This is a genomic window from Arthrobacter sp. SIMBA_036 (genome assembly GCF_046535135.1).
Classification (GTDB): domain Bacteria; phylum Actinomycetota; class Actinomycetes; order Actinomycetales; family Micrococcaceae; genus Arthrobacter.
Genome location: NZ_JAWRXG010000013.1, coordinates 37,931 through 60,443 on the forward strand (window position 1 = coordinate 37,931; position 22,513 = coordinate 60,443).

Annotated in this window: 19 protein-coding genes; 5 read left to right on the forward strand and 14 right to left on the reverse strand. The window is 62.5% G+C overall.

Annotated features, from left to right (window positions below):
* Position 1: 1 nt before the first annotated feature.
* The 14 genes from SB659_RS16870 to SB659_RS16935 all read right to left on the reverse strand — a co-directional run bounded on the left by SB659_RS16870 (position 2) and on the right by SB659_RS16935 (position 15,899).
* Positions 2-859, reverse strand: coding sequence for a gamma-glutamyl-gamma-aminobutyrate hydrolase family protein (locus tag SB659_RS16870; protein ID WP_410551154.1), 858 nt, complete (start codon positions 857-859; stop codon positions 2-4).
* Positions 856-1,668 (reverse strand): gamma-glutamyl-gamma-aminobutyrate hydrolase family protein, encoded by an 813-nt coding sequence (locus tag SB659_RS16875; RefSeq protein ID WP_410551155.1) that lies wholly within the window; start codon positions 1,666-1,668, stop codon positions 856-858. Before SB659_RS16875 ends, SB659_RS16870 begins: the two co-directional genes overlap by 4 nt.
* The gene (locus tag SB659_RS16880) at positions 1,668-2,381 is read right to left on the reverse strand and encodes a substrate-binding periplasmic protein (protein WP_410551156.1); all 714 of its coding nucleotides are present in this window, start codon (positions 2,379-2,381) and stop codon (positions 1,668-1,670) included. The genes SB659_RS16875 and SB659_RS16880 overlap by 1 nt, the downstream gene beginning before the upstream one ends.
* Entirely contained in the window at positions 2,378-3,799 is a 1,422-nt protein-coding gene (locus SB659_RS16885; protein WP_410551157.1) for a glutamine synthetase family protein, read from the reverse strand. The genes SB659_RS16880 and SB659_RS16885 overlap by 4 nt, the downstream gene beginning before the upstream one ends.
* Positions 3,800-3,818: 19 nt before the next feature.
* A complete protein-coding gene (locus SB659_RS16890; protein ID WP_410551158.1) occupies positions 3,819-5,078 on the reverse strand; it encodes an NAD(P)/FAD-dependent oxidoreductase in 1,260 nt (419 codons plus the stop codon).
* Positions 5,075-5,269, reverse strand: coding sequence for a ferredoxin (locus SB659_RS16895; RefSeq protein WP_189016673.1), 195 nt, complete (start codon positions 5,267-5,269; stop codon positions 5,075-5,077). Before SB659_RS16895 ends, SB659_RS16890 begins: the two co-directional genes overlap by 4 nt.
* A gap of 41 nt (positions 5,270-5,310) precedes the next feature.
* The gene (locus SB659_RS16900) at positions 5,311-6,510 is read right to left on the reverse strand and encodes a cytochrome P450 (protein WP_410551159.1); all 1,200 of its coding nucleotides are present in this window, start codon (positions 6,508-6,510) and stop codon (positions 5,311-5,313) included.
* A 10-nt stretch (positions 6,511-6,520) separates the two neighbouring features.
* Positions 6,521-8,065 carry an APC family permease gene (locus tag SB659_RS16905; protein ID WP_410551160.1) on the reverse strand — a complete coding sequence of 515 codons (1,545 nt, stop codon included), beginning with the start codon at positions 8,063-8,065 and terminating at the stop codon, positions 6,521-6,523.
* Positions 8,066-8,471: 406 nt separating this feature from the next.
* Positions 8,472-8,810: a hypothetical protein gene (locus SB659_RS16910; protein ID WP_410551161.1), complete on the reverse strand. Its 339-nt coding sequence runs from the start codon at positions 8,808-8,810 to the stop codon at positions 8,472-8,474.
* A gap of 163 nt (positions 8,811-8,973) precedes the next feature.
* Positions 8,974-10,479: an NAD-dependent succinate-semialdehyde dehydrogenase gene (locus SB659_RS16915; RefSeq protein WP_410551162.1), complete on the reverse strand. Its 1,506-nt coding sequence runs from the start codon at positions 10,477-10,479 to the stop codon at positions 8,974-8,976.
* Between the two features lie 103 nt (positions 10,480-10,582).
* Entirely contained in the window at positions 10,583-11,536 is a 954-nt protein-coding gene (locus tag SB659_RS16920; protein ID WP_410551163.1) for an alpha/beta hydrolase, read from the reverse strand.
* Positions 11,533-13,020, reverse strand: a complete 1,488-nt coding sequence (locus tag SB659_RS16925; protein ID WP_410551164.1) for a flavin-containing monooxygenase — start codon at positions 13,018-13,020, stop codon at positions 11,533-11,535. The genes SB659_RS16920 and SB659_RS16925 overlap by 4 nt, the downstream gene beginning before the upstream one ends.
* A 34-nt stretch (positions 13,021-13,054) precedes the next feature.
* Positions 13,055-14,179, reverse strand: coding sequence for an alcohol dehydrogenase catalytic domain-containing protein (locus tag SB659_RS16930; protein WP_410551203.1), 1,125 nt, complete (start codon positions 14,177-14,179; stop codon positions 13,055-13,057).
* A gap of 280 nt (positions 14,180-14,459) precedes the next feature.
* Positions 14,460-15,899 (reverse strand): PucR family transcriptional regulator, encoded by a 1,440-nt coding sequence (locus SB659_RS16935; RefSeq protein ID WP_410551165.1) that lies wholly within the window; start codon positions 15,897-15,899, stop codon positions 14,460-14,462.
* Positions 15,900-16,023: 124 nt separating this feature from the next.
* Here SB659_RS16935 and SB659_RS16940 point away from each other — a divergent pair, with 124 nt between their 5' ends.
* The 5 genes from SB659_RS16940 (at position 16,024) to SB659_RS16960 (ending at position 22,492) form a co-directional block, all read left to right on the forward strand.
* Positions 16,024-17,382: an aminotransferase class III-fold pyridoxal phosphate-dependent enzyme gene (locus tag SB659_RS16940; RefSeq protein WP_410551166.1), complete on the forward strand. Its 1,359-nt coding sequence runs from the start codon at positions 16,024-16,026 to the stop codon at positions 17,380-17,382.
* Positions 17,383-17,416: 34 nt separating this feature from the next.
* Positions 17,417-18,676 (forward strand): CaiB/BaiF CoA transferase family protein, encoded by a 1,260-nt coding sequence (locus tag SB659_RS16945; protein WP_410551167.1) that lies wholly within the window; start codon positions 17,417-17,419, stop codon positions 18,674-18,676.
* A complete protein-coding gene (locus SB659_RS16950) occupies positions 18,660-19,862 on the forward strand; it encodes an acyl-CoA dehydrogenase family protein (protein ID WP_410551168.1) in 1,203 nt (400 codons plus the stop codon). The genes SB659_RS16945 and SB659_RS16950 overlap by 17 nt, the downstream gene beginning before the upstream one ends.
* A complete protein-coding gene (locus SB659_RS16955; RefSeq protein WP_410551169.1) occupies positions 19,859-21,370 on the forward strand; it encodes an aldehyde dehydrogenase family protein in 1,512 nt (503 codons plus the stop codon). Before SB659_RS16950 ends, SB659_RS16955 begins: the two co-directional genes overlap by 4 nt.
* A gap of 81 nt (positions 21,371-21,451) precedes the next feature.
* Positions 21,452-22,492 (forward strand): 3-hydroxyacyl-CoA dehydrogenase NAD-binding domain-containing protein, encoded by a 1,041-nt coding sequence (locus tag SB659_RS16960; protein ID WP_410551170.1) that lies wholly within the window; start codon positions 21,452-21,454, stop codon positions 22,490-22,492.
* The last annotated feature ends 21 nt before the right edge of the window (positions 22,493-22,513 follow it).

Below are 22,513 nucleotides of genomic sequence, written 5' to 3' on the forward strand. Positions count from 1 at the left end.
TTCACACCGGACCGCCTGTGTGAGCCATTGCCTGGTTCTGCATCTTTTCGGCATGACTGCTGGCCTGTTCGACAAATGCTTTGAAGAGCAACTCCCGGTCTTCGGCATTTCCGTCAGAGTCCTCCGGGTGCCACTGGACGCCGACGACCCAGGTGTTGTCCATATGTTCAGTTCCCTCGATGATGCCGTCATCGGCCACTGCGGAGACCCGGAGACGGGGCCCTACCTCTTCGACGGCCTGGTGGTGCCCCGAGCGGACAGTGATGCGGTCTCTGCCCAGAATGCTGTGAAGGCGGCTTCCCGGCAGGATAGTGACAGGTTCGTCAAGGAACATGCTTTCTCCCTTGCCACCGCGGTGCAGGTCGTAAGGGTCCAGATCAGGGATGAGAGTCCCTCCGCTGGTGAGATTCAGGAGTTGGGAACCGCGGCAAATGGCCAGCAGGGGTGCATCGCGGGCCAGCGTCTTGTCGATCAGTTCCATGCAGTATTCGTCGGCACGGCGTTCCACTCCATAGAGGTTCGGTACCGGGCCGCAGACACCATACAAGCTGGGATCAACGTCCCCACCGCCGAGGAAGAGCACGCCACTGGCGCCGGCGATATGTTTGGGGTCCGGCAGGCTGGTGGCACTGCTGTCCACCAGGACTGCCCTGGCCCCTGCTTTGAGCAGGGTCTCCAGGGCGGTCCTGGTGAAACGCTTCACGAGCTGGGATACCTCGACGGTCATGTCAGGGAAGTTCAACGAAACTACCACCGCAATGATCGGCGCATTCCCGGGGAGCTCGGCGAAGCCATCGGGGATAACATCAGCTGGCGTAATGGGAGTCAAGGTCCTGACACGGCCGTCTCGGTTAGTCATGAGTGAAGGTCTGCTTTCTTTTTCTTTTCTGCTGCACGTGCTTCGGCGTTGCCCAGTTTCCTCGTGCGGGCTTCCCCCACGACCCAGTCGAACAGTGCTTGATCGGAGCCCAGGGTTGCCGCGTTGTCTTCCGGATGCCATTGGATGGCGATGATCGGGGCGCTATCGTGCTCGATTGCCTCGATCACCCCGTCGTCAGCGCGGCCGACGACCTTGAGGCCGCGCCCCAGTTTCGCCACTCCCTGGTGGTGATAGGACGAGACCTTGGGCGTGAGGGTGCCTATTGCTGCTGCGGTTCGGGAGCCTTCTGAAATGTCCACGGTGTGCAGACTGTTGACGTGGTCGATCTCCTCCGCATCCAGGTGCTGGGTGAGGGTCCCTTCGCATGCGACGTTCAGCAGTTGGAGGCCTCGGCAGATGGCGAGCGTCGGTATTTCCAGTTCGACGCAGTGCCGGATCACTGCGATTTCCGCGGCGTCCTGCCCTCCGTAGTGAGCTACCCGGGTGGTGTCAGACGGCACCTCTCCGTAGAGTTCCGGGGACACATCTGCACCGCCTGGCAGGACCACACCGTCGAGTAGCGCGTAGCGGGAGCGATCGTTGTGGTCTTCGCTGGGGAACAGAATTACCGGCTCTCCACCAGCGCGCAGAATCGACCTCAGGACTTCAACCGCTACTGCGATGCCGTCAAAGCGTAGGCCTTGGACCGAACCGGACCACATGCCCGGCACCCCAATCAGCGGCCGTTCCTGGTCGTTGGGCTGAGGGTCGCCACCCTCTGCTGGAGCGTTGGTTCGCGGTGTTGTCATTACCGTTCCTTTTGAGGTTGGTTCAATGGGAAGGCCAGATCGGGCATCCATTTGGTCCAGATGGCTTCAAGCCGTCCGTCTTCGATGACTGTCTCCAAGGCTGTATTCAACTGCTGAAGCAGCTCCGAGTTGCCCTTGGCTACCCCAACTCCCCATCGGTTCCCAGTCGGTTCGGTGAAGGCGATCGCGAAGTCCGGGTCTGTCCCGAGCGGCACGGTGACGACGTCATCGTCCACGACGGCGTCGACGGTTCCTTTGCGCAAGGCATCCAGCATGTCCGCGAAGACGTCATCACTGGCACCGAAGGGGACGGGAATGATGCCCGGAAAGGTTTCAGCAAGTGCCATGTTCGTGCTGTTGGCGATGGCAGCAACGCGGTAGCCGGCAAGATCCCCGGGGCCCCGCGCTGGGTCATCCTTACGGACGAGCACCGTCTCATCGAAGATCGCGTAAGGAAGAGTGAAATCAACCTGGGCCTGCCGCTCTGCAGTGATGCCCTGTCCGCACCAGACAGCATCCGCTTCGCCCGTCTGGACTTTCGGAATCATCTCGGTCCAAGACGTGATGAGCCAGTCCACCTCACGGCCGATCTCAGCCGCGACAAGGGCTGCGGCTTCTGGCTCATAACCGGTTCGACGTACACCATCAGGGCTGGCATTGAACAGCGGAGGGGCCTCAGAGTCGATGCAGGCCAGTGTCAGTCGGTCACTCATGGCAGGGTCTCCCAGTACATCGCGCGGTCCCAGTCGGTGACGGCGCCGCAATAACGGGCCCACTCGTCATTCTTGAGTGCGGTGTAAATGTCTCCGAGCTGTTCGGGGAGTGCATTCAGGATGTACGGGTCGGCGCTGAGGGAATCGATGGCACCACCCAGAGTCAGCGGCAAGGGCTTGAACTTAGGTTCTGCCGAACCGCGGACCTGGTCGTCAAGGGGCTTACCCGGATCGGTCTGCTTGTTGATGCCGTCTTCCATCGCAGCGATCAACAGGGTGTGGGAAAGGTAGGGGTTGACACTCGCGTCCGGCAGGCGGTACTCCATCCGCCCGTTAGAGGAAATGCGCACCATGCATGCCCTGCTGTCCAAGCCCCAGTTGACCGCGCTGGGTGCGAATTGTCCGGCGTCCCAGAACCTCTTGTAGGAGTTGACGGTTGAGGCCATGATGGACATGGATCCCGCGGCGTGCTCGAGCATTCCGCCTACTGCGTAGCGGCCGATGTCGCTGAGGTGAAGTTCAACCCGTCCCTCGTCGATCAGGAGGTTGGTGTCGCCTTTCCAGAGGCTGATGTTGTGGTGGCAGCCGTTGCCCATGGATCCGGTGTAGGGCTTGGGCATGAAGCTGGCGTGAACGCCTAGTTCACGGGCAACCTGCTTGCAGATCTGGCGGTAGGTAACGAGGCGGTCTGCTGTCAGTTCGACGCGGTCGTACATCCAGTTCAGCTCAAGCTGGCCGTCGTCCTCGTAGTCACCCTCGATCATGTCGAGTCCCAGGGCCTTTGAGTACGTCACGAGTTTCTTGTACACCTCGCGCATGCGCTCGAGGTTTTCCACCTGGTAGGCGGGGCTGGAGCCTGGTTTTTTGATAACTTCCATGCCCGGACCGGTCCAGGTCATTTCCGGTTCACAGCCGGAGCGGACTTCCATGCCCGTGCGTTCGGTGAATGCTGCATGGGCGCGCTTGAGCAGGCTGCGGGAATCCGTTGCCAGCGGGCGGCCACCGACTTCGTTGAGGTGGGGCGGCTCGTATGCGCTGCAGAAAACGCGGGCGACGCTGGTGTCCCACGGGAGGGGCGCGAAAGTTTCCGGGTCGGGAAGACCGACAAATTCCTTCGCTTCGATTCCGCCACCGATGAGGTTGCCGAACCGGTCGGTCTGAAGATCAGCCAGCGCGGTGCGGTGGAATGCGATGCCCTTTTCAAGGTTGCGTTTGAAGTGGTTGGCAGGCACCATCTTCGCGATGACACGTGAGCCGATGGTGGGGAGCATGTAGTAGATGTACTCGACGCCAGCTTCATTGATTTTGCGCTGCATGTCCTCGATGACGCCGGCGCTGAGGTTCTTTTCCTGGTGAGCGGCGAAGGCATTACGGTCGCTGACTATGTCAAGGACGGGGCGTTCGGAAAGGGTAGTCATGGTGATTTCGGTCCTTGGGTCAGATGGCTTGAAGCTGGGTGTCTTGCTGCGGCTGGTCTGAATGCCGCTTGTCCACGAGCTGCCTGTAGTGCAGCTGCCGGTCAGCCGGCAGGCCCACGCTTACTACTGCGACGAGAGCTTCGTCCTGGTAATAGCCCATGACGACTCCGTCATGGGGGGCCTTTGCGGAGCCTTCCAGTTCCACGATCCTCGTGGCCAGGTTAGGGCTGCCAACTCCCTGGATCTTGAGGTCAAACTGGTTGCTCCAGAAGCTGGGCAGGGGAATAGCCGGCTCTGGAAGTGCCGTGTTGTTAAGCTCTGCAATAAGGGCCTTTGCCGCGATTTTCGCGGTATCGCCCGGGATGGACCAGTGCTCGATCCGTCGGGCACCGGAGCCGTTCCGCAAATCGGGGAAGCGGGCGACATCGCCGACCGCCACGGCGTTCTTTGTCCCTGTAACACGCAGGTGTTCGTCGCAGAGCACGCCGTTGCTGATGTCAATATCGTTGCCCTCGAGCCACTCGACGTTGGGAATCGAGCCGACTGACTCGATGATGACGTCAGCCCTGATCTCGGTGCCGTCCGCAAGCGTGATGCCGTTGCAGCTGGAGTCGCTTTCGGTATCGGCTTCGGTGGAGAGAAGGCCTGCAACCTTGGCATGCCCGTGGTAGGTCACGCCTTGCTGGACCAGGTAGTCCCGGATACCGGCGCTGAGCTCTACACCCAATGCCCGTTGCATTGGTCCGCTAGTGCCCTCAATGAGGGTGACGGTGCAACCGAGCTTGGTTGCGGTGGCTGCTGTTTCACAGCCGATGAAACCAGCGCCGATGACGGCTACCTTGGTGCCCGGGCGGAGTTCCTCGTGCAGTTCAACTGCATCTTCGAGTGTGCGCAGGACGTGGCGTCCGCGCAGCGGGCCGGGCAATGGCAGCCTGCGGGGCCGAAGACCGGTGGCGATGACGAGTCCGTCGTAAGCGACGGTCTCGCCGGTGTCCAGGGTGAGGGTGTTTTCGGCCAGGTTCGAGCCGATAACCTCCGTGCCCAACTGCCATTGGACGTCAGAGACCGAAGCCCGGTGGCGGAACTTTACCGAGTCAAAGGCCTCGGCGGTCGTTCCGGGGTTCTCCAAAAGTTCCTTCGACAGGGGCGGCCGGTTGTAGGGCAGGTGCGTCTCAGTGCCGATGACCGTGATGGTTTCGGTCCAGCCTGCGGCCCGGAGCTGTTCTGCAGCGCGGAGTCCGCTCATCGAGCCGCCGACGACGATGATTCGGCGGCTCATGGCTGGTCTTGGATGAAGATGGCTTGGACAGGGCAGGCGTCCATGGCGTCTTCGACGTCGGCGAGCAACGAGTCGTTGACGTTCTCCTCGTATTCAAGGATGCCTTCGGAGTTCATCCGGAATACATCGGGCGCGGCGATGGCGCACTGGCCGTGGTTTTCGCAGAGCTGGCGGTCAACAAAGATTTTCATGGTCATTCCTGTTCTTGTGGGTCCGTTGGGGGCGGGTCCGGCTATTCGCCTTTGGTGAAGCTGATCGGCAGCCGGATCGGACCCGTGTTACCGGAGTCCGGCATCCATTCGTCCGCGCCGTTGATCTGGGGATTGCGGAGTCGACGTGCCAGGAGCGGGAGAGCTTCGCTCATGTCTGATCGTGCGACGAAGTGACCGAGGCAGTGGTGGACACCGCCGCCGAAGCCGTGGTGGGGTGCGTGCTCGCCCAGGAGATTCATTTCCGGTTCGGGGAAAGCCCTGGGGTCGGTGCCGGCGCTTTGCGTGAAGAGGTGGACGGTTGTGCCCTTGGCTACGTCCAGCCCTTCGTAGTTGAAGTCTTCAACTGCCTCGCGGGTTACCCACGTCACCGTGGGATTGATCCGCATGACTTCTTCAACGGCCTTGGATCCAAGCTCGGGACGTTCTGCCAGAAGCTCCCACTGATCCGGGTTGCGCATGAACGACTGCATCGCGAGTCCGAGTTGGTTGCGGGTGGTGTCCATGCCGCCGAAAATCAGCAGTACAAGTGCGTTGCGGAGTTCGGCGTCGCTGAGGCTGTCCCCGTCCCGGCTTGCAAGCACCAGACGGCTAACAAAGTCTTCGCCCGGGTTGGCCTGGCGGTCCTTGATCAGTTCCTCGGCGTACTCGTACAGCTCGGTCAGGGCCGCTTCGACCTTGTGAAGATCCTGCTTGAGGGTTACTCCCAGGGCCAGCCCGATGGTTGAGGCGAGTCGGGCGATGGTCGGCCATTCGGATTCCGGGATTCCCAGCATGATGGTCAGCACGCGGGTGGCGTAGGGCTCGGCGAAGTCGCTGACGAATTCGCATTCGCCCTTGTCGATGAATGCGTCGACGAGTTCGTTGGCCAGGGCCTGGAACCTGGGAACCAGGGACTTAAGCAAACGGGGCGAGAAGGCGGGGTTGAGGAGCCGGCGGATGCGGTGGTGGTCTTCGCCCTCAAGGACCAGGAGGTTTTTGGTCCACCAATCGTAAAACAGGCCGCTGTGGACGCCATGGTGTTGGGGCCACTGAGCGCTGCCCTGCTTCAGCCGGGGGTCCTTGAGCAGCTTGGTGACTTCCTCATAGCGAAGGACGGCGATTCCGTAGTTTGTCCGTGCGTACCAGCTTTGGTCACGGGCGTTCCGGAGTGCTTCGGACTGCATCGCGAAGGTGGGATCGGAAATATCCAGATACGGGGCTTCAGCAATGGGTGTAGTCATGATGGTTCTCTCACAGGTAGTTTTCAACGTTGTTGGATGGGCTTGCCGAGGCGGCACTTACGGAGGGGGTACCAGGAATAGCGTCCGCTGATGGTGAGTCGCTGTGGGTGTAAGGCTTCTTCGCGAAGAGGTAAAGCAGGCCCACTCCGACGACGACAACAGCGGAGAGCAAGACGAGGTAATTGACGTACCAGGGGCTGTCCGGGGTGCGGGGCCAGATCATGTTGGTGATGCCCAGGACACCCCACGCCAGGGCTGCGACGTTGACCGGCACGGCCCATTTGCCCAGCTGGAATTGTCCGGCTGGCTTCCAGCCTTTGAGTCGAGCCCGCAATGCCGCGAAGACGACCAGCTGGAAGCCCAGGTAGATTCCCAGCGCGGCGAAGGAGACAATCACGACAAGTGCGTCCGGGGAGACGACAGATCCGAGGATGACCAAGACCGGGACAACGCAGGCCAGCAGGAGGGAGTAAGGGGGAACGTGACGCTTTTCCTGGAACTGGGCGAGCAGGTGGCTGGCGGGCAGCATGCGGTCGCGGGCCATGGAGTAGCTCAGGCGGCTGGCGGCGGCTTGAAGGCTCATGACGCAGGAGAGGAAGGAGATCAGAACGATCCCAAGGACGACCCGGTAACCGACTTCACCGAATGCTCCTGAGAGGACCGTGCCGACGGGGTCGGTGTTTTGACCGGAAATGACGGCGGCGTAATCGGGGACGGCGAGAATCAGGCACAAGCAGACGAAGGTGGCAGCGAACCCGCCGATGTAGATCGTCATACGCATTGCTTTAGGGATACGGACGCCAGGATTGGGAACCTCTTCGGCTACGTCACCGCATGCCTCGAACCCGTAGTACTGGTAGATGCCAATGAGCGCAGCGGCCGCGAATGCGATGAAGTAGTTGCTTCCGCCACCGGCTCCAAAGGAGTTGAACAAAACGCTGAGGTCGTGTTTGCGGGCCGTGACAAGGAGCCAGATCCCAACAACGAGGGCCCCACCCAGTTCGCAGCACAGTCCCAGCATTGCGACCCTGTTGAGGAGCTTGGTTCCGCCGAAGTTGACGGCAGTCGCGGCGAGGATCAACAGGATGGCGCAGGTGATGGTGGAGCCGGTTGTCGCTTCTACCCCTATGAGGGCATCAAGAAATGGGCCCGCTCCGTAGGCCACGCCGGCGATGGTGGTCAGCAGGGCGACCAGATAGACCCAGCCAGTCATCCAGCCCCACTTGGCCCCCCAGAGCCGTCGGGCCCAAGGGTAGATACCCCCGGCAACTGGGTAGTTGGAGACGATCTCTCCGAATACGAGAGCAACGAAGAACTGACCCACTCCCACAATGAGGAAGGACCAGATCATGGGCGGCCCGCCCAGGCCAAGAGAGGAGGCGAAGAGCGTGTAGACACCCACGACAGGTGAGAGGTAGGTGAACCCGAGAGAGACGTTCCCCCAGAACGACATTTCCCGCTTGAACTGCGTTTCGTACGTGTAGCCCAGCCGGGCGAGTTGCTCGGCGTCTTCATCTATCGGAGAGTGCTCTGCACCCGTGGAATTGGTGGACATGGGGACTCCTTGGGACGGCTGCGTCGCCGTCTATCGCTGAAAGGAAAGAACGTCTGCTTGGGGCTGGGATCAGCTCATCGTGATCCGCGTCACTGATAACTCTAGTTTTAGATGTTTGAAATCGCAAGAGGTGACGGGGGGGAATTTTGGAGAGATGTTCAACCCGGGACGGTAGACGGTTCGTCGCTTGAGTGATAATCCCAGTTTGGCCGGGAAAATCGCCCGCTTTGGTTCCACCGTGTTACCGCCATGTAAAACATGGGATTTCAGATTTTTGAAGGTCACCTTCCTGGGTTCTGCTTTCGCGGGCCCGCTCGTAGCGGGCTATGTGCACTTCCGGGTTTTGGTGAGAAAACGTCAGTTGTCTGACCATGCCCCCTAAGGGGTGCCGTCGTATCTGCAGGTCTCAGTCCGTTTCCGGGCCGTTGCAGTAGTGGCAACCTTCCTCGCAACCGTCCTGCGAGTCGACGCTGTCAAAAACCTGAAAGGCAGCTATTGGCAAAACTTGGGAGAGCTCGGCGGAATCTGACGCATTGACCCCATGAGGGGCACCCCTGCTGGTACCAAGGGCCTGGCGCCCAGAGGGCGTGAACCTGGCGGCATTCATCTCGAGGCGAGGGGAGGCAGTCCAGTTCCAGGGCATAGTGCTTGCCGGGGCGAGGAGGAGCCGGCGGGCGGCTCCTGGCCCCGGCACCGCGGGAAGGCCAGCCGGGGCGTGGGCGCCTGCCGGTCGTCGGGCTGCCATTTCACGTTCCTTCCCCTGAGCCCGCTGATGAACAATTTTCATCAAGATTCCTTTTGACTTTGACGATCAGGGAGATCGCTAACGGATGAGGCGTTTGCGGCTGCCGGGGCCGGCATAGATGGCCCTTAGGTACGGTTTCCGCGCTGACGAGGGACTCTGTCAGCTACCTGCCGGCGTAGGGATCGGCAATTCCGATGTATTGGGTGGTGGTGTATTCGGCGATGCCCTCGGAGCCGCCTTCACGGCCGAGGCCGGATTGTTTGACGCCGCCGAAGGGGGCGGCGGCGTTGGAGATGATGCCGGCGTTGAAGCCGACCATGCCGAATTCGATCTGCTCGGCAACGCGCAGGAGCCTGTTGACGTCCTGACTGTAGAGATAGGAGGCCAGACCGTATTCGCTGGAGTTGGCCAAGCGAATGGCGTCTTCTTCTGTGGCGAAGGTGGTGATGGGGGCGACGGGCCCGAAGATCTCCTGACGGAGGATCTCAGCGTTGTGGGGAACGTTGCCCAGCACCGTTGGCCGGTAGAAATAACCGGGACCGTTCACGGGTGAACCTCCGGTAACGGCGGTCGCTCCTGCGTCGAGGGCGGCAGTTACGAGGGCGTGGACGTCGTCGCGGGCGCTGGCATCAATCAGCGGGCCCACTTGGGTGGCGGGGTCGGTCCCACGGCCTGTGGTCAGGGCGCCCGTCGCGGCGGCGAACTTGGCGGTGAATTCCTGGGCCACTGACTCGTGGACGAGGAAGCGGTTGGCGGCGGTGCAGGCTTCGCCCATGTTACGCATTTTCGCGGCCATGGCCCCTTCCACGGCCTGGTCCAGGTCTGCGTCGTCGAACACGATGAAGGGTGCGTTGCCGCCGAGCTCCATCGAGGTGCGCAACACATTCTCCGCCGCGTCGGTTATCAGCCGTTTTCCCACCGGGGTGGACCCGGTGAAGGAGACCTTGCGCAGCCGCGAGTCTTTCAGAAGCGGTCCGGAGATTCCCGAGGCACTGGCGGAGGACACCACGTTCAGGACACCGGCGGGAAGGCCGGCCTCGATCATGGTCTGCGCAAACAGCTGGGAGGTCAGCGGGGTCAGTTTGGCGGGCTTGAGGACCATGGTGCATCCTGCGGCGATGGCCGGGGCGACCTTACGGGTGGCCATGGCGAGCGGGAAATTCCAGGGTGTGATGAGCAGGCAGGGTCCCACCGGCTTGTGCTGGACCAGGATCTTGTTTTTGCCTTCGGGCGTGGTGAGGTAGCGGCCGTAATCCCGGACCGTTTCTTCGGAGAACCAGCGCAGGAATTCCGCCCCGTAGGTGACCTCGCCGCGGGATTCCGCGAGTGGCTTGCCCATTTCCAGGGTCATCAGCAACGCGAAGTCCTCGGCCCGCTCGGTCACGAGCTCAAAGGCGCGGCGCAGGATCTCGGCCCGCACCCGGGGTGCGGTCTGCGCCCAGGATGCCTGGGCGGCGTCCGCGGCGTCGAGCGCAGCGATGGCGTCTTCGCTGGTGGCTGAGGCAAGGGTGGCGAGCACCTCTCCGGTGGCGGGGTCGTGAACGTCGAACGTTCCGCCGTCGGACGCGTCCCGCCACTGACCTCCGATCAATAAACCGGTAGGGACGGAGGCGAGGAGATCGGCCTCACGCTGGCGTGGGACGGTCGGATCAAGGAGGGCAGTAGTCATGAGATTCCTAAAGAAACGTGAGTGACGGCGATAGCCCCCACCCCTTGGTGGGGGCTATCGCCGTCCTTTGAATGATCGGATGAAGGGACGTACTCCACCTCAGTCAGATAGTGCGGTCCCTGATAAAGGCAGCAACCTGGTCCACTGTTTGTTCTCCCCGGGTAATTCGTCCCGCAGAGGTGAACAGCCCATGGGCGTACCCGGGAAGGTGCTGGTACAGGACTTCCGTGCCTGCCCTGGCCAGGGCTGCGGCATAGTTTGCGCCTTCATCAACCAGCGGGTCGTTGTCCACGGTGACCACGTATGTTGGCGGCAGCCCGGCAGGGACCTGAGCCATGGCGGGGCTGATATCCGGTGCCGAGCGGTCCACGCCTTCTGGCAGATAGTGGTCAGCGAACCAGCCGATGGTATCGGCAACCAATGGGAACCCATCGGTGACGCGGTCGTAGGAGGGCGAGGACATGGTCAGATCCACCATGGGGTACAGGAGGACCTGACCAATGACGGGCAGCGGGTCCGGCGAGCCGGCGTTCTCATTGACCAGGACTGCGGCCAACTGGCCTCCCGCGCTGTCACCGACGAGCACAGCCGAGGTGACGTCCAGGCCGTGCTCCTTGCCACCACCAAACAGCCAACGAATCGCGCTGCGGCTGTCGTCAATAGCGGCCGGGTAGGGATGCTCCGGGGCAAGCCGGTAGTCCACCGCGACGACGGGCAGGTTGGTGAGCGCGGCCAATCGACGGCACAACCCGTCATGAGTTGAGAGGCTTCCCATGACCCACCCCCCGCCGTGGAAAAACAGAACGGCGGGGGTGGATCCTGCGGTGTTGCGGGGGTCATAAACCCGAACCTTGAACTCCGCCACATCGAAGTCAGTGACTGACGGCAGCGGGTCTCCGCTCAATCCATTGGCCGCGCAGCCGCTCTCATAGAGCTCGCGCACCTGCTTCACGGGGTAGGAGTGAAACGGGCGCCCGCCGGCCGCCCGGAATTTCTGCAGAACCTCTGCAGCGTCCGGGGCAACGGGCCTGCCGCTGAACCGGTCGGTCGTTGTCACTTCGCGGGCCCGGAGTCCGCCAGCTGCAGGTAGTCCTCAAGCTGGAGGTCATGGGTGTGGGCCCGGTATTCTTCGACCGTTCCGGACCAGTTGTTGATGACGCGGCCGTCCTCGTTCTTGTACCAGGAGGAGCATTCGGAGGAGAACGCGGACTTCTGAAGTTCTTCCTGAACGTGTGCGTTGAACTTCTCCACTACCGCCCGGTCTACTTCCAGGAACCGTGCTTCATCGGCCGCGATGTACTGCACAGCCTGCGCGATGTAGCGGTGCTGGGCCTCCAGCATCGACACTACCGAGTTGTGGTTGAGGTTGGTATTGGGGCCGTAGACCAGAAAGAGGTTGGGGAAGTTGTCAACGGTGATGCCCAGGTAGGCTTCCGGGGCGTTGCCCCACCGTTCGTCGAGGCCAATGCCCTCCCGCCCGGTGACGCGCATGGATCCCATGAAGGCGTGGCTCTTGAACCCTGTGGCGTAGATGATGACATCAAATTCGTGCTCGACACCGTCAGCGGTACGCAGGCCACGGGGGGTGAATTCCGTGATTGCCTCTGTCACGAGGTCAACGTTCTCGCGGGTCAGCGCGGGGTAGAAATCGTCGCTCCGCAGGATGCGCTTGCAACCGAAATCATAATCAGGGGTGAGCTTGGCCCGCAGTTCCGGGTCGGACACTTGGGCTTCAAGGTGCTGGCGGGCGAGGCCGACTCCTTCCTCGGAAGCTGAGGTGTGCTTGCGGGTGCGTTCGAATCCGGCTTCGCGGAATTCGTGAATTTCCTGGCGCAGCTGGCGGTAGGTGTCCGGCTCTTCCTGGAAGCGGGCGCTCTCTTCCTCCGTGAAGATGTACTGGTCACGGGGGAGGATGTAATTGGCCGAGCGCTGGAATACGGTCAGGTTCGATGCGACCTTGGCAACCTCGGGCACGTACTGTACGGCAGTTGCAGCGGAGCCGATGGATGCGACGCGTTTGCCGGTCAGGTCAAGGTCGTGCCGCCATTTGGAGGAGTGGAATGCTACGCCTTCGAAGGTTTCCGTGCCGGGGAAGTTAGGGATGTTCGGTTCGTTCAGCTGGCCCCAGGCAGCCACGACCGAGCGGGTCAGAAACTGCGACCCGTCCGCGGTGTGCACGGTCCAAAGGCGGCGGTCCTGGTCCCACTCCGTCGCGGTGATGTTCTGGCCGAAGTGGATGTGCTTGCCGAGCCCGAATTCCTCAACCATGGAACGCAGGTAGCCCTGGAGCTCCGCTTGCCCGGCGAACATCCGGGTTACCTTAAGGTTCAGGAAGTAGCTGTAGCAGTACACAAGGGCCTGGGTGTCGCATGCCGCGCCGGGGTAGGTGTTCTCCCGCCAGACGCCACCCACGTCGTTGCCGCGCTCAAGGATCAGGAAGTCTTCGATACCTTCCTGGACAAACTGAGCTCCTTGGCCGAGGCCGCCGAAGCCTGCGCCGATGATGATTGCGCTGTAGATGTGGTCATTTGTGGAGGTCATGATGTTCTCTCTTCGGAGCTGGAATGCGGAGTGGTCAGGAAAAGGTAATGATCTGGCGCAGCGCGTGGCCGCCGTCGAGCGTGTCCATGGCGCGGTTGATGTCTTCGAGCCGGATAGTGTCCGACACCAAGCCTTCAACGGCCAGCTGTCCGGATCGCCAGAGCTCTTCGTAGATCGGGATGTCGTGTTCCGGGACCGCCGAGCCGAGGTAGCTGCCCACGATGGACCGGGCCTCGGCTGTGAGGGTCAGGGGGTCGATGGAGACCGACTGGCCCGGCGCCGGCAATCCCACCGTGACTGTGATGCCGCCCGGCTTCGTCAGTGCGATGGCAGCTTCCAAAGCCCGCGGGTGCCCAGCGGCTTCGATGACGGCGTCAAACTTTTCGCCGCGTTCCAGGGCATCGGCCGACGTCATGGCGTCAACGGCGCCGAGGTTCCTTGCCGCTTCCAGTTTGGCCGGCAGTGTATCGATGCCCACGACGTGCTCGACTCCCGTGGCGATGGCAGTAATGAGTGCCGCCATGCCTACTCCGCCGAGACCGACGATGGCTACCCGGGCGGAAGGCGCTGGCTTGGCGACATTGAGGATGGCTCCTCCGCCCGTGAGAAGGGCACATCCGAGCAAAGCTGCGATGTGCGCCGGGACGTCGGACCCGACCGGCACAACGGAACGACGAGAGACCACGGCGTGGGTGGCGAAAGCCGAGACTCCAAGGTGGTGTTGGACAGGCTCGCCCTCGCGCGAGAGCCTGCGGCTCCCGCCCAGCAGCGTTCCTTCAGTATTGGAAGCGCTGCCCTGCTCGCACGGCGTTTTGCCGTTGGATCTGCATCCGGAGCATTGACCGCAGCGGGGGAGAAAGGTCATAACGACGCGCTGGCCCAACGAAATGTCATTGACGCCTCCGCCCAGTTCCTCGACGATTCCGGCCGCCTCATGGCCGAGCAACATCGGAACCGGTCGCGGCCGGTTTCCGTTGACGACGGAAAGATCGGAGTGGCATATACCGGCCGCTTCGATGCGGACCAGGATCTCGCCCTCGCCGGGCCCTTCGAGCTCGAGGTCCTCCACATGGATAGGACGGGTGTCCGCGTAGGGCCGCTCTGCCCCTATGACCTCAAGTACCGCCCCGCGTATGGTCCTGGTGCCGGTCGCCGGCATCACGTTTGACTTCGTATCTTCGATCGTCACGATTGTCCTCTCGGTGGTGCAGTAAGGCTGTGCACTGTCCATTGAGATTAGGTAGCCGGGAGGGGATGCGTCACGGTGCAGAAAGTCGATATCTGCGCTTTCCTTTGTACGATGCGTCAAAGTGTGCGGGCGCAGTTGTGGAACCGCGGTTAGGGGAGAACCCACGCGGCGGCCCCATTGGCGGCTTTCACCAGGGGTCGCTTCGGCCGGTGGCTGGTGGGTTACCGGCCAAGGAGGACCGCGCTGCGGCTTAGTCGTTCCGGGTTCGTTGAGAGCGGCCTCTAAGGGCGAGCCAGAGCTGGGCTGCTACGTCGGGGTTATCCAGGTCAACCCCCAGCAGTTCCTTTGCCTGGGCAATTCGGTAACGGACCGAGTTCCGGTGCACTCCCAGGTCGCGGCCGGCCGCCTCCCATTGCCCGCGGTGGGCCAGGTAGGAGCGGACTGTTTCAAGGAGCTGTCCGGGATGGGAGGCTAGTTCCTCCACCCATTCATCTGCCGGCAGGTCGAGGCCGTGACCAACGCGTATCAGCTGACCTGGGGGTGCTGAGGCGGCGGCCTCGGCCACCTGGGATCCGATTTCGTGAAGACGCCGCAGAGGCATGGGGCCACCCCATGCACCGCGGACACCCTTTGGCAGGGACGGATAGGGGCTCGACGCTGCCTGAAGCACAAATACAACACCCGAACGTTCGAGTACCAGCCCTGACAGATCGTGCTGCGCCGCCCGCTGTTCGCAGTCGGGCAGGACGGCGACGAAGGCTGTTTCCGGTAGCGGGTCGGAGTCCATCTGCCTTGCAAGGAGCCGGGCTGCATCGTCATGTCCTTCCAGGACCAGCGCTGCGAGCATACCCTCAGCGCGTCGACGCTCAGCCGCGGCGCTGCGCTGTCCGGCTGCTCTGGCCGCCAGGAGCGTGGATGCGGTGAGGAACAGGTGCCGCTCGGCAGCAGCCAGTTGCCCGCTCCTGCCTAAGGCCAGGTAGCCCGACGCGGCCGGACCGTCAGATACCGGGTAGAGGGAAGCAACACCGGAGGCCAATTGAATATTACCGGTGGCACCTCGGCGCGCGTTACGCAAAATGGCAGATTCCCTTGTGAGATCGGTCAGCAATCCTGGCGGGAGTTCAGCACCATTGGCGGCCGAGGCCGGGGTTCGGTCGCCTTCAGGCAGGTATGCAACCCAGGTCCCCAGAGCGCGGGACAATTCCCGGACGATCTCCGGTTCCGCGTCATCCTGCGCGGCGGCGCGCGTCAGTGCCACCTGAAGCCCTAACAAAGCGGTGAGTTCGGCTTCGCCCCCCTGCCTGACAAGCTCCCAATATGCGCGCGACACAGCCAGGAACGGGGACTCGCGGGGAACCGTCAGAAGAGGCAGGCCGGCCTCCACGCAAGCTGTCCGGAGTTCGTCCGGCACCATGGCATGCCCTGAACCCAAGCCGAGGCCCAGTGCAGCCACGCCGCCGTCCACCAAGCGCTGGACATAGTTCTCGGCCGCTTCTTGGCGCGCGTCTCCATCCAGACCGGTGAGCTGCAGTCCAACGGTGAGCAGAAGCTCGCCGCCGTAGAGGAACATTGTGGGATCCTCCAGCTCGGAGACGTGGACGCCCGTCAGTTCAACACGGGGGAGGGGAACGGGCCAGTAAGGCGCCAGGTCCCGCTTTGCGGCCTCAACAAGCCGTGCCAGGGTGATCATGGCTAAATCATAGGCGACCGGGATTTGTACGTAGAGACTGATCCTTCAGTATCTTTGGACAGATCGTCCAACGACACATCAGCAGACTCTCCCTATGGTGGATTTCACCACACGAGGAGGACCTATGACTGTCACACAAGAACTCGCAGCGAACCAGGCCAACGATCCGGCCGCTGTTAAGGCCATCGCCCGTCGCCTGCTTACCGACCTTCCGGGCCCGCGTTCCCGCGAGCTGGAGGCCGAACGCCGCCAGCACGTCACCGACGCTTTTGGCATCACTCTGCCTGTGTTCATTGACCACGCCAAGGGTGCCCTGCTCGTGGACGTTGACGGGAACCATCTGATTGATTTCGCCTCAGGCATTGCCGTGACCAGCGTTGGTGCTGCAAACCCGAAGGTGGCCAAGCGCGCCGCCGCCCAACTGGAGCGTTTCACCCACACCTGCTTCATGGTCACCGAATATGAGTCCTTCGTCGAAGTCTGCCGTTGGCTCAATGAGCACACCCCCGGCGACTTCGAGAAGCGCACAGCACTGTTCACTACCGGTGCGGAGGCTGTGGAAAACGCCATTAAGGTCGCCCGGGCCGCAACTCGGCGCCCCAACATCCTCGTCTTTGACGAGGCGTACCACGGCCGAACCCAGCTCACGATGGCGATGACGGCAAAGGAGAATCCGTACCGGATCAACTTCGGGCCTCTGCCGGGTTCAGTTTTCCGGGCGCCGACGGCACCCGCCCACACCTCCCCCGAGGGGCCTGGGAAGGCACTCGAACAGATCGAGGCTCTTCTGGCAGAACACGACGCCGAAACCTTCGCCGCCATGGTCATCGAACCGATTCAGGGCGAAGGCGGATTTATAGTTCAGGCCCCCGGGTTCCTTGAAGGCATCCGCGAAATCGCCACCCGCCACGGCATCGTACTGGTGATCGACGAGATCCAGGCCGGCATGGGCCGGACCGGCACGCTGTTCGCCTCCGAGCACGAGGGTATCGCCGGCGACATCACATTGTCCGCGAAAGCTCTTGGCGGTGGATTGCCACTGTCAGCCGTCACAGGCCGCGCCGAACTGATGAACGCAGTCCACACCGGTGGTCTCGGCGGGACCTACGCCGGCAACCCCGTAGCCTGCGAGGCCGCTCTGGCCGTCTTCGAACTCCTCGAAGACGGCAAGCTACTGGAGAACGCCACTGCCATTGAAGCCGCAGTCAGGCGCCGCCTGGAGCCGCTCGTAGAACTTGACGGCGTCGCAGACGTGCGCGGCAGGGGTGCAATGATGGCAATCGAATTCCGCGATGCCTCCGGACCCCGTGGAGACCTTGCCACCACGGCCGCGAAGGCAGCCAACGCTCACGGCGTCCTGACTCTTACCTGCGGGACCAACGGAAACATCATCAGGTTGCTGCCTCCGCTCGGGATCGAAACGGGCGTCCTTGACGAGGGCCTTGCGGTGCTGGAGGCATCCATTCGGTCGGTATTGTCGTGATTTTCCGGGGAAGGCGGACCCGGCGGGGCCAGCTATGAGGTCGGGAGCGGGCTCGGGCGCACCACTGGAGGGGATCGTCGTCGCCGATTTCTCCCGCGTGCTCGCCGGTCCGCTCGCGACCATGACCCTGGCCGATCTCGGCGCCCGGGTCATCAAGGTTGAGCGCCCCGGAACCGGAGATGACACCCGGCAGTGGGCGCCACCTTCCTCAACGACAGGTGCGACGTACTTCGAAAGCGTCAACCGGAATAAGGAATCCGTCACCCTTGACCTGACCGACCCGGAAGACCTGCAGCTTGCCCGGGAACTGGCACTCCGCGCCGATGTCCTGGTGGAGAACTTCAAACCCGGAGGGCTCGCCAAGCTCGGCCTCGGATATGAGTCACTGGCCGAGGAGAACCCCGGGCTGGTGTACGCATCAATTTCGGGTTTCGGCTCGGAAGGCGGTCGTGATCTGCCCGGATACGACTTCATCGTGCAGGCTGTCGGCGGACTAATGAGCATTACCGGCGACCCGCAGGGCGACGCCTATAAAGTGGGCGTCGCCCTGGTCGATGTTCTGACAGCGAAAGACGCCACGATCGGCATCCTCGCGGCCCTTTCCGAGCGTAATTCCACGGGTCTGGGCAGGCGGATCGAGGTCAATCTTCTATCGAGCCTCCAGGGCGCCCTTGCCAACCAGGGACAGGCGTACCTCGGCGCCGGTGTTACTCCTACCAGACTGGGCAATGACCACCCCTCCATCGTCCCCTATCAACTTCTTGCCACAGGTGATGACCCACTGGCCGTTGCCGTGGGAAACGACTCACAGTTCGCCAAGCTCTGCGCCGCCATCGGCAACCCGGAACTTGCCGCTGATCCCCGGTTCCTCACGAACTCTGCTCGGGTCAGGCACCGCCGGGAACTTGTGCCACTGCTGGAAGCCGGGCTCGCAGACGCTGGAGCGAAGGAATGGCAGGACCGGCTTGTATCCGTGGGAGTACCGGCCGGCCGCGTTGCCGGCATCGGTGAAGGCATCGCGTACGCCGAATCCTTGGGCCTGGAGCCGACAATTCACGTCCATGACGCCGGCGGGAACATTACCGGCCGCCAGATCCGCCATCCGATCACCTGGACGCCGGCACTGCCGCCCCGGACCCAAGCTCCACCCGCCCTCGGTGAGCACACCGAAGACGTGCTGGACTGGCTACGGAACCACCCCAAAAGCAAAACGTTTACCTACACCCCTCAAAGTGCCGCCCATTCAGAAGTCGTTTATGCCCAGGAGGGACCACATCATGACTCTCGCCCCTAGTTCCGCCGACGTCGAGGCCGCTACCGCGCTCGAGCCCTCGGATCTGATCTCCTTCGATACCCTCCTCACGGACGAGGAAATCGCCCTGCGCGACCGGGTCCGGAATTATGTTCGGGAGGAAATCAAACCGAACATCGCCAGCTGGTATGAAGAGGCCCGGTTCCCGCTGGAAATCGTCCCTGATCTGGCCAAACTCGGCCTGCTCGGAATGCATTTGAAAGGTTACGGCTGCGCCGGCGGAAGCGCAGTGGACTACGGGTTGGCCGCTGCCGAACTCGAGGCCGGTGACTCAGGCATACGCACGTTCGTTTCCGTCCAGGGCTCTCTGGCCATGTCGGCAATTTCGAAGCACGGCTCTGAAGAACAGAAAGCGGAATGGCTGCCCCAGATGGCTGCCGGCACCGCCATCGGATGCTTTGGCCTTACGGAACCCACTGCCGGTTCAGACCCCTCTGCCATGGCCACTTTTGCCCGCCGCGACGGCGAGGACTGGATATTGACCGGCTCCAAGCGGTGGATCGGACTCGCCAATGTAGCCCAGGTGGCAGTTATCTGGGCCCAGACAGACACCGGCGTGCGCGGATTTGTTGTACCAACCCAGACTCGCGGCTTTACCGCCACGCCAATTGAGCCGAAGCTGTCAATGCGCGCTTCTGTCCAATGTGAAATCCGGCTGGATGAGGTACGTCTGCCTGCCGACGCAGTTCTGCCGAATGTCACTGGCCTCCGAGGCCCTTTTACCTGCCTGAATGAAGCACGTTACGGCATTGCGTGGGGCACCATGGGTGCCGCGCGCGACGCCTTTGAAGACGCGTTGGACTACTCCAAGAATCGGCTTCAGTTCGAACGGCCCTTGGCCGGTTACCAGTTGACCCAGCAGAAACTCGTGAACATGGCGTTGGAGATCAACAAGGGCTTCCTTCTCGCTCTGCACCTGGGACGGCTAAAAGACGCCGGCAAGCTGCAGAACCATCAGATCAGCGTGGGCAAGCTCAACAACTGCCGGGAAGCTATCGAAATCTGCCGTGAGGCACGCACAATCCTTGGCGGCAACGGGATAACCCTCGAACACTCGCCCCTTCGCCACGCGAACAACCTTGAGTCCGTTCGTACGTACGAAGGCACTGACGAGGTCCACACCCTCATCCTCGGACAGAAGCTAACAGGTATAGGAGCCTTTCGGTGAGTGCCACCGTTGACGCACACGACACGTCAGGCACCGCCCCCGGTGCGGCGCAGACGGTGCAGCTCAAGCTCCTCATCGACGGAAACTGGGTACCTGGCAACGGCGGCCACCTTACCTCTGTCAATCCCAGCCGCCCGGAGGAGGTAGTTGCCGAAGGCGGTGTTGCCGTCCTTGAGGATCTCGACAAAGCCGTCCTGGCGGCGCGCGGCTCACAGCGGGCCTGGAGCCGAACCCCGATCCACGAACGGGGCGCGGTCCTCTCTCGAGCGGCCGCAGCCCTGGAGTCGCAAGCCGACCTGCTCGGCCTCGAACTTTCCCGCGAAGAAGGCAAGACCCTGACCGAGGGAAGGGCAGAGGTACTCCGTGCAGTCCAGATCCTGCGCTACTTCGCCGCCGAGGGTGATCGCGCCGCCGGGGAACACTTTGCTTCGCCCCGGCCCGGGGAACGTATCCTCGTAACGCGTAAGCCGCTGGGCGTCGTCGGCATCGTCACCCCGTTTAATTTTCCGATCGCCATCCCGGCATGGAAGATCGCTCCCGCCCTGGTGCACGGGAACGCGGTGGTGTGGAAACCAGCTTCCACCGTCCCGCTTCTCGCCACGCGCTTTGCCGACGCTCTCGTCAACGCCGGGCTGCCCGCCGGGGTACTCAACCTGATCGTTGGTCCCGGCCCTCTCGGGACAGCCCTTGTTCAGAGCCCAGGCGTGGACGCCATGTCCTTTACCGGCTCGTCAGGGGTCGGACGCGCACTGGCAGCCCAAGCGGCCGTCCGGGGAATTCCCATGCAAGGAGAAATGGGAGGCAAGAACGCGGCGCTGGTGCTGGACGACGCTGATCTGGATCTCGCCTCGGAGCAGGTGCTTTTCGGGGCGTTCCGCTCCACTGGGCAGAAATGTACCGCAACCTCACGACTCATCCTCGCGGACTCCATCGCCGACGAATTCCTGGAGCGCCTCACGCTCCGGCTCGGCACCTGGCAAACCGGGGAGCCCGTTGACCCGGAAGTACAGATGGGGCCCGTGATCAACGAAGCGGCGCGCCGGTCCATCACGAGCGCCATCGGCGCAGCCGTAGAAGCCGGTGCCGTCGCCGTCGCCGGGACATCCGCGAAGAACCCCTTCGTCGGCACTCCCGGTGCCTTCATCGCCCCCACCGTGCTCGAACTCCCTGCTGGCAAAACCGGATCCACCAACCTCGCCTGGCGAGAAGAGCTTTTCGGTCCCGTCCTGGCGGTCCGCCGGGCCGCGACCACCCAGGAGGCATTCCGTCTGGCAGAAGAGACCGAGTTCGGCTTGTCCGCGGCATTGTTCACCCGTGACCTCGCGACAGCGCTGGAAGCAGCCGAAGCCCTCGATGTGGGCATCCTCCACATCAACTCGGAATCTGCCGGTTCAGATCCCCACGTGCCGTTCGGCGGCTCAAAGAAGAGCAGTATCGGGCCAAAGGAACAAGGCGGCGCCGCAAAAGACTTCTACACACACACGACAACGGTCTACCTCCGCGGGTAGGAACGGGAGCAGGATCACATGTCTCACGCACTTTCACAAACGGCCGACCCCATGCCCGTCTCAGCCGATAACCTTGGGGGGTTGAAAACCATTGAATCCTTCGGCGTCGTTGGCGCAGGTCTCATGGCAACTCAGCTCGTCCTGTTGGTCGCGGACAAGCTACGCGTCCCGACCCTCATCAGTGATCTTTCCCCCGACCGGGTATCTTCCGCCCTTCACCGGATCCGCGGGCACCTCGAAAAGCAGGAGTATCGCGGCAGGCTCCAACCGGGGGAGGCCGCAGAAATCGCCAGGCTGATCCGCGGCACAACGGATCCTTCGGGTTTCAGGAGGTGTGACGCAGCCATCGAGGCGGTCTTCGAGGACCAAAAGACGAAACGCACCGTATTCCGGCAGTTGGAGGAATCCATCGCACCCGATGCGCTCCTGCTCACCAACACATCCTCACTTTCGGTCACCGGCATGGCCCGTGGCCTCAGGCACCCCGAAAGGGTTCTCGGTTTCCATTTCTTCAATCCAGTCGCTGTCCTCCCGCTGGTCGAACTGGTCCGAACTCCGTTCTCATCCAGCCCAGCTCTCTTGACCGCGGGGGATCTCGCCAAACGGCTAGGCAAAACAGCTGTACCGGTCGCTGACACGCCGGGTTTTGTCGTCAACCGGCTCCTCACGCGGCTGTTCAGCGAAATTCTCGCCGAAATCGATAAAGGCGGGGACCCCGCCACAGTTGACCGTTCCCTGGAAACATGGGGCTTGCCCATGACCCCACTGCATTTGATTGGCTACATCGGTCCTGCGGTACAACGGCACATCTGCGACACGTTGCACCGCGCCTACCCCGATCGTTTCAGCCGGTCCGCTTCTCTCACCGCGGTAGTCGAGGCCGGACTGCCGGGCTTCTTCGATGAAAACGGCAAGGTACCGCAGGCAGCCCTGATACTGCCCCCGGAGCCGCACGAAGTGGACCCGGACCGGGTGCGACGTCGCGTCCGCGATGCTCTGGCCCAAGAAGCCCAATTGATGCTGGACGAAGGAGTCATCGCCACCTGGGAGGACATCGACCGCTGCATGACCCTCGGTGCCAATTTCCCGCCCGGCGGCCTTACCCGCCTCCTCGCAACATGACCTGCACAACCGATCAGAACG